19 protein-coding genes are annotated in these 13,962 nt (G+C 52.5%); 5 read left to right on the top strand and 14 right to left on the bottom strand.

Annotated elements, in window-relative coordinates; genetic code table 11:
• Positions 1-14: 14 nt before the first annotated feature.
• The 5 genes from NA624_RS04000 to rpsF form a co-directional block, all read right to left on the bottom strand.
• Positions 15-941, bottom strand: a complete 927-nt coding sequence (locus NA624_RS04000) for a DMT family transporter (protein ID WP_000381075.1) — start codon at positions 939-941, stop codon at positions 15-17.
• 147 nt (positions 942-1,088) lie between these two features.
• Positions 1,089-1,538, bottom strand: coding sequence for a 50S ribosomal protein L9 (rplI, locus tag NA624_RS03995; protein WP_001196065.1), 450 nt, complete (start codon positions 1,536-1,538; stop codon positions 1,089-1,091).
• Positions 1,539-1,579: 41 nt separating this feature from the next.
• Positions 1,580-1,807: a 30S ribosomal protein S18 gene (rpsR, locus tag NA624_RS03990; protein ID WP_000135199.1), complete on the bottom strand. Its 228-nt coding sequence runs from the start codon at positions 1,805-1,807 to the stop codon at positions 1,580-1,582.
• A gap of 4 nt (positions 1,808-1,811) precedes the next feature.
• Positions 1,812-2,126 carry a primosomal replication protein N gene (priB, locus tag NA624_RS03985; protein WP_001519453.1) on the bottom strand — a complete coding sequence of 105 codons (315 nt, stop codon included), beginning with the start codon at positions 2,124-2,126 and terminating at the stop codon, positions 1,812-1,814.
• Between the two features lie 6 nt (positions 2,127-2,132).
• Complete coding sequence (rpsF, locus tag NA624_RS03980) at positions 2,133-2,528, bottom strand: 30S ribosomal protein S6 (protein WP_001216673.1); 396 nt, start codon at positions 2,526-2,528, stop codon at positions 2,133-2,135.
• Between the two features lie 386 nt (positions 2,529-2,914).
• Between rpsF and yjfY the strand changes: the two genes are divergently transcribed.
• Positions 2,915-3,190, top strand: a complete 276-nt coding sequence (gene yjfY, locus NA624_RS03975) for a DUF1471 family protein YjfY (protein ID WP_000466076.1) — start codon at positions 2,915-2,917, stop codon at positions 3,188-3,190.
• A gap of 52 nt (positions 3,191-3,242) precedes the next feature.
• Here yjfY and NA624_RS03970 read toward each other — a convergent pair whose 3' ends face one another.
• The 7 genes from NA624_RS03970 to ulaA all read right to left on the bottom strand — a co-directional run bounded on the left by NA624_RS03970 (position 3,243) and on the right by ulaA (position 8,294).
• Positions 3,243-3,800, bottom strand: coding sequence for a YagU family protein (locus tag NA624_RS03970; protein ID WP_000026294.1), 558 nt, complete (start codon positions 3,798-3,800; stop codon positions 3,243-3,245).
• A gap of 87 nt (positions 3,801-3,887) precedes the next feature.
• A complete protein-coding gene (locus NA624_RS03965) occupies positions 3,888-4,574 on the bottom strand; it encodes an L-ribulose-5-phosphate 4-epimerase (RefSeq protein WP_001170774.1) in 687 nt (228 codons plus the stop codon).
• Positions 4,574-5,428: an L-ribulose-5-phosphate 3-epimerase UlaE gene (ulaE, locus tag NA624_RS03960; RefSeq protein WP_000949530.1), complete on the bottom strand. Its 855-nt coding sequence runs from the start codon at positions 5,426-5,428 to the stop codon at positions 4,574-4,576. The genes NA624_RS03965 and ulaE overlap by 1 nt, the downstream gene beginning before the upstream one ends.
• A gap of 9 nt (positions 5,429-5,437) precedes the next feature.
• A complete protein-coding gene (gene ulaD, locus NA624_RS03955) occupies positions 5,438-6,088 on the bottom strand; it encodes a 3-keto-L-gulonate-6-phosphate decarboxylase UlaD (RefSeq protein WP_000056761.1) in 651 nt (216 codons plus the stop codon).
• A 13-nt stretch (positions 6,089-6,101) separates the two neighbouring features.
• Positions 6,102-6,566: a PTS ascorbate transporter subunit IIA gene (gene ulaC / locus NA624_RS03950; RefSeq protein ID WP_000776531.1), complete on the bottom strand. Its 465-nt coding sequence runs from the start codon at positions 6,564-6,566 to the stop codon at positions 6,102-6,104.
• Positions 6,567-6,575: 9 nt separating this feature from the next.
• Positions 6,576-6,881: a PTS ascorbate transporter subunit IIB gene (gene ulaB / locus NA624_RS03945; RefSeq protein WP_000218358.1), complete on the bottom strand. Its 306-nt coding sequence runs from the start codon at positions 6,879-6,881 to the stop codon at positions 6,576-6,578.
• Positions 6,882-6,896: 15 nt separating this feature from the next.
• Positions 6,897-8,294 (bottom strand): PTS ascorbate transporter subunit IIC, encoded by a 1,398-nt coding sequence (gene ulaA, locus NA624_RS03940; protein ID WP_000404876.1) that lies wholly within the window; start codon positions 8,292-8,294, stop codon positions 6,897-6,899.
• A gap of 362 nt (positions 8,295-8,656) precedes the next feature.
• Here ulaA and ulaG point away from each other — a divergent pair, with 362 nt between their 5' ends.
• Both ulaG and ulaR read left to right on the top strand, forming a co-directional pair.
• Positions 8,657-9,721, top strand: coding sequence for an L-ascorbate 6-phosphate lactonase (gene ulaG / locus NA624_RS03935; protein ID WP_000049161.1), 1,065 nt, complete (start codon positions 8,657-8,659; stop codon positions 9,719-9,721).
• Positions 9,722-9,825: 104 nt separating this feature from the next.
• Positions 9,826-10,581: an HTH-type transcriptional regulator UlaR gene (gene ulaR / locus NA624_RS03930; protein WP_000133618.1), complete on the top strand. Its 756-nt coding sequence runs from the start codon at positions 9,826-9,828 to the stop codon at positions 10,579-10,581.
• Here the strand turns inward: ulaR and yjfP are convergent.
• Positions 10,578-11,327: an esterase gene (gene yjfP, locus NA624_RS03925; RefSeq protein ID WP_000560312.1), complete on the bottom strand. Its 750-nt coding sequence runs from the start codon at positions 11,325-11,327 to the stop codon at positions 10,578-10,580. The genes ulaR and yjfP overlap by 4 nt on opposite strands.
• 183 nt (positions 11,328-11,510) lie before the next feature.
• On the opposite strand from yjfP, the gene bsmA reads away from it, so the two are divergent.
• Positions 11,511-11,840, top strand: a complete 330-nt coding sequence (bsmA, locus tag NA624_RS03920) for a biofilm peroxide resistance protein BsmA (RefSeq protein ID WP_000586836.1) — start codon at positions 11,511-11,513, stop codon at positions 11,838-11,840.
• Between the two features lie 130 nt (positions 11,841-11,970).
• On the top strand, positions 11,971-12,246 hold the full coding sequence (yjfN, locus tag NA624_RS03915; protein WP_001518964.1) for a DUF1471 family protease activator YjfN: 276 nt from the start codon (positions 11,971-11,973) through the stop codon (positions 12,244-12,246).
• Between the two features lie 44 nt (positions 12,247-12,290).
• On the opposite strand, the gene NA624_RS03910 is transcribed toward yjfN, so the two are convergent.
• Positions 12,291-13,913, bottom strand: coding sequence for an isovaleryl-CoA dehydrogenase (locus NA624_RS03910; protein WP_000118990.1), 1,623 nt, complete (start codon positions 13,911-13,913; stop codon positions 12,291-12,293).
• Between the last annotated feature and the right edge of the window lie 49 nt (positions 13,914-13,962).

Raw genomic sequence — 13,962 nt, 5'->3', positions numbered from 1 at the left:
GTTCAGGTGAAGCATTACCGCTTCACCTTATTCACCCACCAGATCCCCGAACACACCAGCACCAGCGCAATCATGTATTTCCACTCCAGAATATTCTCGCCGAGGAAAATAGCCGAAAGAGCCGCGCCGGAAACCGGGATCAGAAAGTTAAACGGCGCAATCATCCCCACGCGATTATATTTGAGTAAAATGCTCCATAGCGCAAAAGCGACCGACGAGAGCAACGTCAGGTAGACTAAAATCGCCACCGACGAGAAGCCATGTATCGTCAGCGTACCGCCAAAAACGTAGCCGCCAATGACCAGTACCAGACCGCCAATCCCCAATTGATAGCCAGTCATGACCATCGGATCGACCGTCTGCGAGAGACGTTTGCCATACAACGTGGCCGCAGAAAGAATAAACGCCGCCAGCACCACGGAGCCTTCTCCCGGCAGATTAAAGCTGAAATCCAGGCCGTTGCTGACGTTCACCACCATGACGCCCGCAAAGCCCAGAATACAGCCGAGCGTTTTGTTGTAGCTCAATCGGTCGTTCTGATAAATAAAGTGCGCCAGCAATACGCTGAAGAATGTGCCTGTCGCGTTCATGATTGAGCCTTTCACGCCGGAGGTGAACGCAAGGCCGATATAGAAAAAGAGATATTGTAGCGACGTCTGAGTCAGCCCCAGTAACGTTAACTGAGCAAACTGGCGCGGACGAAACCGACCAATCGGTTTACGCTGAAGCAGCGCGAACAGTAGCAGCAACCCACCCGCAAACAAAAAACGATAACCAGCAAAAACAATTTTAGAAGGGATATCGTCGGTGGCTATCTGAAAGAGGTCATAACCGCTTTTGATGGCTGGATAAGCGCTGCCCCATAGCAGGCAACAAAATGCGGCACACACATAAACGACGTTTTTGCGGGCAAACGGGGAGGCCTGGCGTTGGGTATCCATTCTTTCACCAAGAAATTAAAATAATGTTTTATTTTTGATTATCGCGAAAAGAGGGGGAGATAGCCAGTCGAAAAGCGATGGGGTTAAAAAAGCAAAACGTCGGCGCTGGGCCGACGTTTCGTTGCTAGCAAAAACGAGAATGCCTGATTACTCAGCAACCACGTTGATGATAACTTTTGCGAATACTTCGCTGTGAACCTGGAAGTTCACTTCGTGTTCGCCAGTGGTACGCAGAACGCCGTTCGGCAGACGAACTTCGCTCTTAGCCACGTCAACGCCAGCTGCAGTCACAGCGTCAGCGATGTCGCGAGTACCGATGGAACCGAACAGTTTACCTTCGTCGCCTGCTTTAGACGCGATAGTAACGGTTTCCAGGGCGTTGATTTTCTCTGCGCGTGCATTTGCAGCAGCCAGAACGTCAGCCAGTTTAGCTTCCAGTTCAGCGCGACGTGCTTCGAAGTATTCAACGTTTTTCTTGGTAGCCGGAACAGCTTTACCCTGTGGTACCAGGAAGTTACGAGCATAGCCCGCTTTAACGTTAACCTGATCACCCAGGCTACCCAGGTTTGCTACTTTATCAAGCAGAATAACTTGCATTACCTTATCCTCTCAAAGTCGTATTAATGGACCGTGACCGATTACTGATGGCGATCAGTGTACGGCAGCAGAGACAGGTAGCGAGCGCGTTTGATAGCGCGAGCCAGCTGACGCTGGTATTTTGCACGGGTACCGGTGATACGGCTTGGGACAATCTTACCGCTTTCGGTGATGTAGTTTTTCAGCGTAGCGATATCTTTATAGTCGATCTCTTGAACGCCTTCCGCGGTGAAACGGCAGAACTTGCGACGACGGAAATAACGTGCCATATGGCTAGTCTCCAGAATCTATCAATTCAATCTGCTCGGCATGCAGAACCATTTTGCTCAGACCGTTCTTTGCCTTGTGGCAAGAGATAAACCCCTGAACGGTTATGCGGCTGCCGACCGTTATACTGTGAGTAATGGCCTGGTTTTCGTGTCCGCTAACAATAACGGGCATTTGGCACCACGCCTGCCGGTGAAAGCCGGCTTCCTCTTGCACAGAACGATGCTCAAGCACGAACTGGCAATGCGGAATTCCTGATGGACTGACCTTTCGAAGGGGGGCCCTGCACACGGTGCCGGACAACGCCAGACGGTTGGTCATCAGAAATTACTCTTCAGAATCCCCAGCTTCAGCATCATCTGCGGTTTCGTTAGCGAAATCATCGCGACGCTCACGGCGCTCGTCTTTCGCTTTAACCATCGGAGAAGCTTCGGTAACAGCGTGCTTAGTACGCATAACCATGCTGCGGATAACGGCATCGTTGAAGCGGAAGGTAGTTTCCAGCTCATCGATCACTTCCTGCGGCGCTTCAACGTTCATCAGAACGTAGTGCGCTTTGTGCAGTTTGTTGATCGGGTAAGCCAGCTGACGGCGGCCCCAGTCTTCCAGACGGTGGATCTTGCCTTCTGCGCCAGTGATGGCGGCAGAGTAACGCTCGATCATACCCGGAACCTGTTCGCTCTGGTCAGGATGGACCATAAAAACGATTTCGTAATGACGCATCGAATTGCTCCTTACGGATTATTCAGCCTCCTGTCTGGGTCAGCCGCGGCCCATGGAGGCAAGGAACGTGTTAAAGGTCGGCTGAAAAATGACGCGTTATAATACTGACACGCCCGGCGAAACTCAAGGCAATAGTTCGATTATTTATGTGCCTGCCGATCAGTTCTGAAATGTAAAAGATTAAGGATGAGATACCGACCTGTTAACCACCATAACAGCTAGCGAGTTGACGATTTATCAGGCATCAGCGGGAAATGCGGTAATTTTTTGAACAACTGCATCAGAAATGGTCGCTATCGCTCCTGCTGGTAGCGATTAAAATAACATCAGAGGTTCACAAAAAAGGAGGCAGGGCCAGGTCAGCAACCGCCGCCGAGGAGGTCACTATGTTCTTCCGTATTTTCCCCCTTCTGGCTGGATTTTTGCTCAGCGTAAATACAATGGCAGCCATTGAAATTGATAATCGTCAGGCCAGAAATATGGACGATATACAGAGCTTAGGCGTGATTTACATAAACCATAATTTCGCGACTGAAAGCGAGGCCCGCCAGGCGCTGAAAGAAGAAACTGATGCGCGAGGCGCAACTTACTACCACCCGATTTTGTTACGGGAGCCCGGTAGTAACGGCAACATGCATGCCAGCGCGGAGATTTATCGCTAGTATCAGGAAAATGCCATAGTTTTGCCCCCTGGTCAGGGGGCATTTTTTTCGCTTATCGGGTTGTTAATGGCACTTCGGCATCCGGCTCATGCGTTATGCGGTTTCGCAGATCGCGGCGCATTAATTCAATCACCCAAAACCAAAATACATGTCCCAGAATTTCAGAAGCGTACTCGTCAAAAGGAAGTTGTGTAAGCGGAGGCGTTAAGTTCAGCGCCGGGCAGAATATGCCATGCACGACAACCGTAACAATCAGCCCCGCCAGTATCCCCTGCCATAATTTAACTTTCGGGAAAATTTCCGCGACGACGCAGTAACCTATTGCGAACACCAGCGAAAAGATAATGTGAGTTACCATCACAGGGTTAATAACATGCTCAGAAAAGGTATAAACCGTTTGTGTTGGGTCAATGCCTAAATAATCCCGCAAAAAAATATACGGTGGATTAAACTCATCGCGCCCGCCGGAAAACGTTCGCGGCGGTAAAGGAACTTCCGCGCCCCATTTTACAAATGCTGAAATAATACCCGCTGCAAAACCAATTAACGCAGCTACTCCATACCGACGCCGCTGTGGGTCAGTTTTAACAAACAATCCGTTGATAGACACAGTAGTATGATTCTATAGAGTGTTATGAAAGAAGCTCCGGAATCTGACCAATTACATCCCTGAGGGATAGGATCCCGGAGCGTTGTTTTACTTCTGCCCGTAATACGCATTCGGGCCATGCTTACGCATGAAGTGCTTGTTCATCAGATAATCGTCGATGGGGTTGAGGCCAGGGTTAATACCGCGCGCAATCCACGCCATTCGCGCCACTTCCTCCATGACGACCGCGTTATGTACCGCATCGTGCGCATCTTTCCCCCAGGCGAACGGCCCGTGTTGATACACGACAATGCCTGGCGTATGCAGCGGTTCCACCTCGCCCAGCGTTTCGATAATCACCTTACCGGTGTTCAGCTCGTACTCGCCCTGCACTTCTTCTTCGCTTAACGCTCTGGTACAAGGAATATCGCCAAAGAAATAGTCCGCGTGCGTGGTGCCGAGCGCTGGAATAGCCATCCCCGCCTGCGCCCATGCCGTGGCGTGGGTGGAGTGGGTATGAACGACGCCGCCAAGCGACGGATAGCGTTGATACAGCGCCAGATGGGTAGCGGTATCGGAAGAAGGACGATAACCTCCCCCCACCACTTTGCCATCCATATCCACCACCACCATGTCATCTGCCTGCATGGTTTCATAGGCGACACCGCTTGGCTTAATTACCACCAGCCCGCGTTCGCGATCGATAGCGCTGACGTTGCCCCAGGTAAACGTCACCAGTCCATAACGGGGCAAATCCATGTTAGCGTCAAATACCTGCTGCTTGAGTTTTTGCATTAGGCTGCCTCCACCAGACCGGCGCTGGCCATGCGCGCTTTCACCCAGTCACGCGCTTTCGCTACCTCTGCCGCCGGGTTCTCTGCTGTTTCGCTCCACATCTCAATCAGATAGGGCCCGCAATAGCCACTCTGTTTGAGCGTTTCGAAGCAGCGTTCGAAATCGACAACGCCTTCGCCAAACGGCACATTTTTGAACACGCCGGGTTTAGTATCTTTGACGTGTACCGCGACGATATGCCCGATTCCCGCCTGTAGCTCCATCTGTACGTCGTTATCCCAGGCAGACAGATTGCCGATATCCGGATAGAGCTGGAACCACGGGTTATTGAGGTAGTGAGCATAGCCCAGCGCTTTACTGATGGAATTCATCAGCGGGTAGTCCATGATCTCCATCGCCAGCGTCACCTGGGCGCGGCTGGCCATATCAACGCTCTCTTTTAACCCATCGCGGAAGCGGCAACGCGTTTCGTCGTTGGCCTGCTGATAGTAAACGTCGTACCCCGCCAGTTGAATGACGCGAATCCCGACATCCTGCGCAAACTGAATCGCTTTACGCATAATCTCCAGCCCCTGCGCCCGTACCGCGTCATCTTCGCTACCGAGCGGAAAACGACGATGCGCGCTCAGACACATGGACGGCACGCGCACGCCGGTTTCAGCAACCGCGCTCACCAGCGCCAGACGCTGCTCGCGGCTCCAGTCAAGCCGCGCCAGTCGGGCGTCGGTCTCGTCCACCGACATTTCAACGAAGTCAAAACCCAGCGTTTTCGCTAGCCGCAGGCGCTCCAGCCAGCACTCCCCCGCAGGGAGCGCTTTTTCATAGATGCCGAGCGGAATTTGTTTCGACAGCATAGCCGCTCCTTAGCCCCACAGTTGGGCAATGGAGCGTTTGAACTGCCGTGCGGCTTCTACCGGCGATTCGGCATCGCGAATGCTGCGCCCCGCGATAAAGACATGGATCGGAATGCCTTTGAACAGCGGCAGGTCTTCCAGCGCCAGCCCGCCGGTCACGGTCACTTTAAAGCCCATATCGGACAGCCGCTTAATCGCAGTAATATCCGCTTCACCCCACGCCACGCCTGCGGCCTGCGCGTCGCGGCTGCGGTGGTAAACCACTTGCTGAATGCCCGCATCGCGCCACTGCTGCGCCTGTTCCCAGGTCCAGTAACCGGTCAGCTCGATTTGCACATCGCCGTTAAACTCTTTTGCCACATCCAGCGCGCCTTTCGCAGTGTTGATATCCGCACAGCAAATCACGGTCACCCAATCTGCGTTGGCTTCGAAGCACATACGAGAAAGGATTTTGCCGGCATCGGCAATTTTGGCGTCCGCCAGCACAATTTTGTGCGGATAGAGCGCTTTCAGGTCGCGAACGGCGCGCACGCCTTCGCCCACGCACAGAATGGTGCCCACTTCAATGATATCGACTTCTTCGGCAATCAGGCGGGTGGTTTCATAGGCGCTATCCATAGTCTGGTTGTCCAGCGCGACCTGCAACATTGGTAATGACATATTCAATTCCTTCTTAAGCTGCCGCGTTGGTGCGGTCAATGAGATCCAGGACTTCCTGCGCGGTACGGCAGGCGCGTAAACGGTCAAAATTGGCTTCGTCTTCAAACAGATTAACGATCTGCATGATGCCTACTTCCTGATGGGTATTGGCGTCTACTGCCGCCATGGTGATCAGAATATCCACCGGATCGTTATCTTCGTGGTTGAACTCCAGCGGCTTTTTCAGGGTCACCAGAGAAAAACCGGTTTTCTTGACCCCTTCTTCCGGGCGGCCATGCGGCATCGCCAGGCCGGGGGCAATCACAAAATAGGGGCCAAACTGCTCAACGCCATCGAGAATGGCCTGGTAATAGCGCGGCTCCACCACGTCGGCAGCCACCAGTAAATCGACGCCGATCTTGACGGCTTCCTGCCAGGTATTCGCTTCAGCCTGCAGGCGGATAGAATTATTCTCCGCCAGTGAATCACGTAATTTCATGTTGCATCCTTACTTCACATCTTGCGGGAAATGTTCTTTGATCACTTCCAGCAGTTTCGGGCCGAAGTCAGCTGGAGAGAGCATGTTGCGCACGCCAACCACATATTTGTTGCCGGTCACGCTGATTTCGCCTGCAATATGGGTAGAAGCGATGATGATATCCGCGCCGCTCAACTCGCTTTTGTACTCGCCAACCGCGCAGCTGTTTACCGTGTGGTCAATGTTTGATTGGGTTAAAAACTGGTCCACTTTCATTTTCATGATCATGGAACTGCCTTGTCCGTTGCCACACACAGCCAGAATACGTACGGTCATAATCAAAACTCCTTATTAAGCAGACTGTTCTGCCAGTTGTTTTTCTGCATCTTCTTCTGCGCGCAGTGCGCGGCCAGCGAAGAACATATAAGCCAGTGCAATTACAATGATGACGGCCATAAAGGCGATACCGAGGGAGAAGAAGCCCTGCATCATCGGCGGTGCCAGAATCGACCAGTCCGCCATACCCATCCAGGCACTCATACCGGTGAGTTTCACCGCCCAGACGCAACCAAAGATTTCAATCATCCCCATCACCAGACAAATTTTCAGCGCCGCACGCCAGCCGCCGAAGTGGTTAGCGAACACGCCGATAGTGGCGTTAGAGAAGAACATCGGGATAAAGCCAGGAATAATCAGGATCGAGGAGCCGCAGGCAACCAGGATGCCAACCGCAATCAGCTGACCAATGGTGCCCCACATAAAGCCCCAGACCACCGCGTTCGGCGCGAAGCTATAAATAGCCGCACAGTCAATCGCCAGTACTGCGCCCGGAATCAGACGCTGGGAGATACCGTTAAAGGCCTCAGAGAGTTCTGCCACAAACATGCGCACGCCCTGAGTGATGATGAAGATCGCCACCGCAAAGGAGAAACCGGTTTGCAGGATGTAGACCGTCCAGTGCACTTTGCCCGCCATCGCCTGCACGGTGTCGATACCGAAGGAGAGCAGAATGGCACCAAAGAAGATGGTCATTACAATCGCCGTGGAGACGATGTTGTCGTGGAAAATGTTCAGCCAGCCCGGCAGTTTGAGGTCTTCAACGCTTTCCTCTTTTTTGCCCAGGAACGGCGCGACTTTATAGGCAATCCAGGAAGCAAACTGCTGCTGGTGACCGATGGAGAAACCACAGCCATCGGTCACTTCCTGAGTCGGCTTATACATCATGTTGGAGGTAATACCCCAGTACAGGGAAACCAGTATCGCCGTGCAGATAATGGTGGTCCACATGGAATAGCCGAAGATATAGAAAGAGACCGCAATCAGCCCCGCCTGCTGGAACATGATGTGCCCGGTCAACATGATGGTGCGAATACCGGTAATGCGTCGCAACAAGACGTAACAAATATTCAGCGCCAGCGCGAGCAACACCGCGTAGCCTACCCAACTATACGCATCACCCATCCGTTCGATCGTTGCCATCATCGAAGCATAGGTATCGGAAATCGCGCCGTTGATGCCGTAAACCTCAGACATTTTCGCCACCACCGGTTTAAAGGTGCTGGTCAGAATGCCGGACCCGGCCTGTAGCAGCATGAAGCCAATGATGGTTTTGATCGTCCCTTTGATGATCACGCTGACGCTTTTACGCAGCAGGATATAGCCCAGGCAGGTCACAATACCCAGTAATAGCGGGGCATTGGTCATTACCTGATTAAAAAAAATGGTAAAGATGTTGTAGAGGATCTCCATAACGATCTCCGGTAGACAAGGTTGCTGAGTCACAGGCGCTCAGAATAATGTCCCTCCACTGTAATTTTCAAAAGTAATCACAACAAGATTGAATTTGATTAAATGTGACGTAGCGCGCAAATAATTAGCACACTTAATACATGGTTTACTTATAAATAACTCATTTCTTCATTAAAATAAGTAAAATCATAAAGATGAATACATCGCCATGACGCCAGAAAAGATTAAATTTTCTTCTGGCTGCGTTCTCCTCTACTCAAAAGTCAAAAAATAGCCCATTGCCTTCTTGATAAAATAGTGTCAGGATTAATCAAAACAAATCACGTTTTGAACCATTTTGAACAAACATGAAGGTAAATGCGATGAGTAAAGTACAAAGCATCACGCGTGAATCATGGATTCTGAGCACGTTTCCGGAGTGGGGAAGCTGGCTGAACGAAGAGATTGAGCAAGAGCAGGTCGCGCCGGGTACGTTCGCTATGTGGTGGCTGGGCTGTACCGGTATCTGGCTAAAATCTGAAGGCGGCACTAACGTATGCGTCGATTTCTGGTGCGGTACCGGTAAACAGAGCCACGGTAATCCGTTGATGAAAACCGGCCATCAGATGCAGCGTATGGCTGGCGTCAAAAAATTACAGCCTAACCTGCGCACCACGCCGTTTGTTCTCGATCCTTTCGCTATCCGTCAAATTGACGCCGTACTAGCGACCCACGACCATAACGATCACATTGACGTCAATGTCGCGGCTGCCGTAATGCAGAATTGCGCCGATGATGTTCCGTTTATCGGCCCGCAGACCTGCGTGGATTTATGGGTTGGCTGGGGCGTGCCTAAAGAACGCTGCATCGTGGTAAAACCGGGCGATGTCGTGAAAGTGAAAGATATTGAAATTCATGCGCTTGATGCCTTTGACCGTACCGCATTAATCACCCTGCCCGCCGATCAGAAAGCCGCTGGCGTACTGCCGGACGGCATGGATGTACGCGCGGTTAACTATCTGTTTAAAACGCCGGGCGGCAATCTCTATCACAGCGGCGATTCTCACTATTCCAACTACTACGCGAAACACGGCAACGAACATCAAATTGATGTCGCGCTCGGTTCTTACGGTGAAAACCCGCGCGGTATTACGGACAAAATGACCAGCGCGGATATTTTACGCATGGCGGAATCGCTGAATACCAAAGTGGTGATCCCGTTCCATCACGATATCTGGTCGAACTTCCAGGCCGATCCGCAAGAGATCCGCGTGCTATGGGAAATGAAGAAAGATCGCCTGAAGTATGGTTTTAAACCGTTTATCTGGCAGGTTGGCGGCAAGTTTACCTGGCCGCTGGATAAAGACAATTTCGAATACCACTATCCGCGTGGGTTTGACGATTGCTTTACCATTGAACCCGATCTACCGTTCAAATCCTTCCTGTGAGTCGATATCATGCCGGGATTACCCGGCATTTTTTCCATTTACTTTAGTATTTCCAGGCTATTTCAAATATCATCTTTTCAAATCAATTTGTATCGGAATAGCTCATGACTGAAGCACAAAGACATCAAATACTGCTGGATATGCTGGCACAGTTGGGCTTTGTTACCGTCGAAAACGTGATTGAGCGTCTGGGGATCTCCCCGGCGACAGCGCGCCGCGACATCAACAAGCTCGACGAAAGCGGGAAACTTAAAAAAGTGCGCAACGGCGCAGAGGCCATTACCCAACAGCGGCCCCGCTGGACGCCGATGAATCTGCACCAGGCGCAAAACCACGATGAAAAAGTACGCATCGCGAAAGCGGCGTCGCAGCTGGTGAACCCGGGTGAAAGCGTAGTGATTAACTGCGGCTCCACCGCTTTCCTGCTGGGGCGTGAAATGTGCGGGAAGCCGGTACAGATCATTACCAACTATCTGCCGCTGGCGAATTATCTGATCGATCAAGAGCATGACAGCGTGATTATCATGGGGGGTCAGTACAACAAAAGCCAGTCGATTACCCTGAGCCCGCAGGGAAGTGAAAACAGTCTCTATGCTGGCCACTGGATGTTTACCAGCGGAAAGGGCTTAACCGCGGATGGCCTGTACAAGACCGATATGCTAACCGCCATGGCGGAACAAAAAATGCTCAGCGTCGTCGGGAAACTGGTCGCGCTGGTCGATAGCAGTAAAATTGGCGAGCGCGCGGGAATGCTGTTCAGCCGCGCCGATCAGATCGCTATGCTGATTACCGGCAAAAATGCCAATCCGCAAGTTTTGCAACAGCTTGAAGCCCAGGGTGTAAGCATACTCCGCGTTTAAAGATGCTGTCGGAAAAACGCTACCGTCGCCGACAACGCTTCTGGCGTAATGCGATGCCGCACGCCTGCGGCCCATAAACAGGTCACATGCTTATCCAGCTTCGCCCCGGCGAGTGCCTGCTGGAGCCGGAAGGTTTCGATAGCAGGCACCACGTCATCCTCCTGACCATGCCACAACAGAAGCGGCCTGTCGGCCAGTCGCTCTAACTGGTGTGTGACTTCCCATTCACGTAGCGGCGCAATGATATTGTCGAATTCCGCCTGCTGTGCCGGGTTCTGCGGGGATAACGGCGGGAAAAGCGTCCGGGCAAGCCCGGTAAAATAGCCCGACCCCATTAAACTGGCCCCGCATTTTACCTCCCGGTGACGCGTCATAATGCCCAGCGCCGTCATACCGCCCATGGATGCGCCGCCCACCGCCAACCGCCCGTCAAGTAGCCAGTTTTCCGCCTGAATCGCCGCACGTAACGTCGTAAATTCCTGCATGTTTTGGTGCAGAATCTGCCAGAATCGGTGTATCCGTCCCTGTGAGTCGCCGCCGAAGCGAGCGCCATGCTCCGGCGCATCCGGCATGACTACCCGGAATCCTGCCTGTGCCAGGGCAACGGCAAAATAACTATAAACCAGGCTGGAGGAGGTGAAGCCATGATAGAACACCACACAGGGAAGCGACACGGCGCGTTTCCCTTCCGGAAAGGCATGTAGTACGACGCCTCCGGCTAATTGTCGTGTTTCAATCGCTATCATTATTCTCTCCTTTTTATCCGGTATGCCACGGAGAAATACTTAACGCAAGTTTATGGATAGCGCAATAATTCATAATGTTTGAGAACTGGGTTACGCTTTCGCAACGTTTTCATTCGAAAATCGCGTGACAGGTAACACTTCGGGAACATTCCCCCTAAAGGGAAATCAATAAGGCATTACACTATGATTATCAGGAAACGAGATAGAGTTATGCGTCGGTTTGCTTCATTGATAGCAGCGCTGTTATTAAGCGCGTGTAGCGTGCTGCAGGGTACGCCGCAACCTGCGCCGCCTGTCGCCGATCACCCGCAGGAAATCCGTCGCGATCAAACGCAAGGACTACAGCGGATGGGGACCGTAAGCGCGCTGGTTCGGGGCTCCCCGGATGATGCTATAGATGAAATCAGAGCGAAAGCCGTCGCTGCGAAAGCCGATTATTACGTTATCTTAATGGTTGATGAAACGGTTGTAACCGGCCAGTGGTATTCACAAGCCATTTTGTATCGTCAATAACAGTAGATTGATTTTTAGTCAGTTTTACATTGCTTTGCGTCCCTATGCGTTTACCTGTGCACAATACACAAACAGGTTTACCGTGATGGAGCGTCCTGTTAAATGCGGGGTATGTAATAAGGAGCTGACGATGAAACAAGAACTTGCCTTATCCTCACTGCTGCTTTCTGCCGGACTGGTGAGTACGACGGCACAGTCTGCCGAATTCGCCAGTGCTGACTGCGTAACGGGTCTGAATGAAATCGGCCTGATCTCGGTCAGTAATGTTGCAGGAAACCCACAGGATGTAGAGCGGATTATCGCCCTGAAAGCCGATGAACAGGGTGCGTCCTGGTACAGAATTATTCAAATGTATGAAGAACAACAGTCGGATAACTGGCGCGTACAGGCGATACTCTATGCCTGATGCCGCGTGGCTCGCGCCGGATGGCATGTACCACAGGCCAAACGTTACCGCAGTCCCCCGGTCGCCCTTAACAGTAAATCATTTTGCACCTGGGCAGGCAGCGGCATTTCGCCGCGTGTATCCAGCATCATCTGACACCACGCTTGCGCCAGCGGCGGCGAGGCATGACGCAGCATTTCCGCTCCGCATCCCAGCAGGAAAAGCTGCTGCGTAATCTCTCTGCCCATTGCTTCGTCCGGTTTGCGTAAACGTTGCTGTAGCTGACGTACCGCGCGGTCGTAATGGCGATCCTGACCTTTGACTTCCGCAAAAGCTTCACTCAATACGTCATAGACGCCGTGTTGTTTTGTCAGCACCCGAAGTACATCCAGACACATGATATTGCCGGAACCTTCCCAGATACTGTTCACCGGCATTTCACGGTACAGGCGAGGGAGTTCGCTCTCTTCGCAATACCCCATCCCGCCGAGAACCTCCATCGCCTCAGCCACAAAAGGGATTCCCTGCTTACAGATGGCGAATTTCGCCGCTGGCGTGAATAATCGCGCCCATAATGCCTCTTTCGCCTCGCGACGTTGCTCCCAGGCGCGCGCCAGCCGAAACAAAAGCGCCGTCTGCCCCTCCAGGCATAGCGCCATACGACTTAAGGTTTGTCGCATCAACGGTTGTTCGATCAGCGGCTTACCAAAAGCCTGACGCTGATGAGCATGGTAAATCGCGACTGAAAACGCACGCCGCATTAAGCCATGACTCCCGAGCGCGCAGTCAAGACGCGTCATACCGCCCATCTTTAAGATATGCCGAATCCCGTCGCCCTCTTCTCCCAGACGCCAGCCGACGGCATCCTGAAACTCGACTTCGGCGCTGGCATTAGATCGATTACCGAGTTTATCTTTCAGGCGTTCAAGACGAACAGAGTTCCGTTGCCCGTCTGGCAGGAAACGCGGCACAAAGAAACAGGATAATCCTCCTTTTGCCTGCGCCAGCACGAGGTGCGCATCACTTTGCGGCACAGAGAAAAACCATTTATGTCCCACCAGCCGATATGAATCATCCGCCAGCCGCTCCGCGTGGGTCGTATTACTGAGTACGTCCGATCCGCCCTGCTTTTCCGTCATTCCCATGCCGATGAGCAGGCCCCGTTTTTGCCCGCCCGGCAGCAAATGCGAATCGTAGCGATCGCTGCGCAGCGGCGCCAGCCAGTCATGGAAAGTGGCGGGAAGCATCTGCAATAGCAACGGCGTCGCGGCAAAGGTCATCGTGACAGGACAGAGTGTTCCCGCTTCTACCTGAGCATGTAATACAAAACGCGCCGCCCGGGCGACAAAACTTCCCGCCCTTGCCTCCTCCTCCCAGGCCAGGTTATGTACCCGATTAGCGCAAAGCCCCTGCATCAACAGGTGCCAGGCGGGATGAAAGCGAACGTCATCCAGACGTTGCCCCTGGGGATCGTAACGCAGCAACTCAGGAGGATACGCATTCGCCAAACGACCCAGTTCCAGTGATTCCGCCGTTCCCAGTTGTTGGCCAATGCTGGCGAGAAGATCGCTATCCCATCCCGCGCCTTCCCGGGAAACCGCTTCACACAGCGCGCCATCAGACAGGAATAAGTTACTGTTATTGAGCGGAGCAGGTTGATTAAAGACGGTATGTGTTTGCCAGGACATGGTGTCTCCCTCCTTCAATGGCGCTGAAGTCAAGTATGGTCATGACTGC

This window comes from Salmonella sp. NW38 (assembly GCF_051807745.1).
Lineage (GTDB): Bacteria > Pseudomonadota > Gammaproteobacteria > Enterobacterales > Enterobacteriaceae > Salmonella > Salmonella enterica.
This window is presented reverse-complemented; position numbering and strand designations above follow the sequence as displayed.

What these genes read in the sequence shown, in the direction of transcription:
- NA624_RS03965 (WP_001170774.1), bottom strand. Translation starts at nt 4,574, where the DNA reads ATGCAAAAACTCAAGCAGCAGGTATTTGACGCTAACATGGATTTGCCC.
- ulaA (WP_000404876.1), bottom strand. Translation starts at nt 8,294, where the DNA reads ATGGAGATCCTCTACAACATCTTTACCATTTTTTTTAATCAGGTAATG.
- yjfY (WP_000466076.1), top strand. Translation starts at nt 2,915, where the DNA reads ATGTTCTTCCGTATTTTCCCCCTTCTGGCTGGATTTTTGCTCAGCGTA.
- ulaB (WP_000218358.1), bottom strand. Translation starts at nt 6,881, where the DNA reads ATGACCGTACGTATTCTGGCTGTGTGTGGCAACGGACAAGGCAGTTCC.
- NA624_RS04000 (WP_000381075.1), bottom strand. Translation starts at nt 941, where the DNA reads ATGGATACCCAACGCCAGGCCTCCCCGTTTGCCCGCAAAAACGTCGTT.
- rpsR (WP_000135199.1), bottom strand. Translation starts at nt 1,807, where the DNA reads ATGGCACGTTATTTCCGTCGTCGCAAGTTCTGCCGTTTCACCGCGGAA.
- rpsF (WP_001216673.1), bottom strand. Translation starts at nt 2,528, where the DNA reads ATGCGTCATTACGAAATCGTTTTTATGGTCCATCCTGACCAGAGCGAA.
- yjfP (WP_000560312.1), bottom strand. Translation starts at nt 11,327, where the DNA reads ATGATAGCGATTGAAACACGACAATTAGCCGGAGGCGTCGTACTACAT.
- rplI (WP_001196065.1), bottom strand. Translation starts at nt 1,538, where the DNA reads ATGCAAGTTATTCTGCTTGATAAAGTAGCAAACCTGGGTAGCCTGGGT.
- ulaC (WP_000776531.1), bottom strand. Translation starts at nt 6,566, where the DNA reads ATGAAATTACGTGATTCACTGGCGGAGAATAATTCTATCCGCCTGCAG.
- ulaR (WP_000133618.1), top strand. Translation starts at nt 9,826, where the DNA reads ATGACTGAAGCACAAAGACATCAAATACTGCTGGATATGCTGGCACAG.
- bsmA (WP_000586836.1), top strand. Translation starts at nt 11,511, where the DNA reads ATGATTATCAGGAAACGAGATAGAGTTATGCGTCGGTTTGCTTCATTG.
- ulaE (WP_000949530.1), bottom strand. Translation starts at nt 5,428, where the DNA reads ATGCTGTCGAAACAAATTCCGCTCGGCATCTATGAAAAAGCGCTCCCT.
- yjfN (WP_001518964.1), top strand. Translation starts at nt 11,971, where the DNA reads ATGAAACAAGAACTTGCCTTATCCTCACTGCTGCTTTCTGCCGGACTG.
- ulaD (WP_000056761.1), bottom strand. Translation starts at nt 6,088, where the DNA reads ATGTCATTACCAATGTTGCAGGTCGCGCTGGACAACCAGACTATGGAT.
- priB (WP_001519453.1), bottom strand. Translation starts at nt 2,126, where the DNA reads ATGACCAACCGTCTGGCGTTGTCCGGCACCGTGTGCAGGGCCCCCCTT.
- NA624_RS03910 (WP_000118990.1), bottom strand. Translation starts at nt 13,913, where the DNA reads ATGTCCTGGCAAACACATACCGTCTTTAATCAACCTGCTCCGCTCAAT.
- ulaG (WP_000049161.1), top strand. Translation starts at nt 8,657, where the DNA reads ATGAGTAAAGTACAAAGCATCACGCGTGAATCATGGATTCTGAGCACG.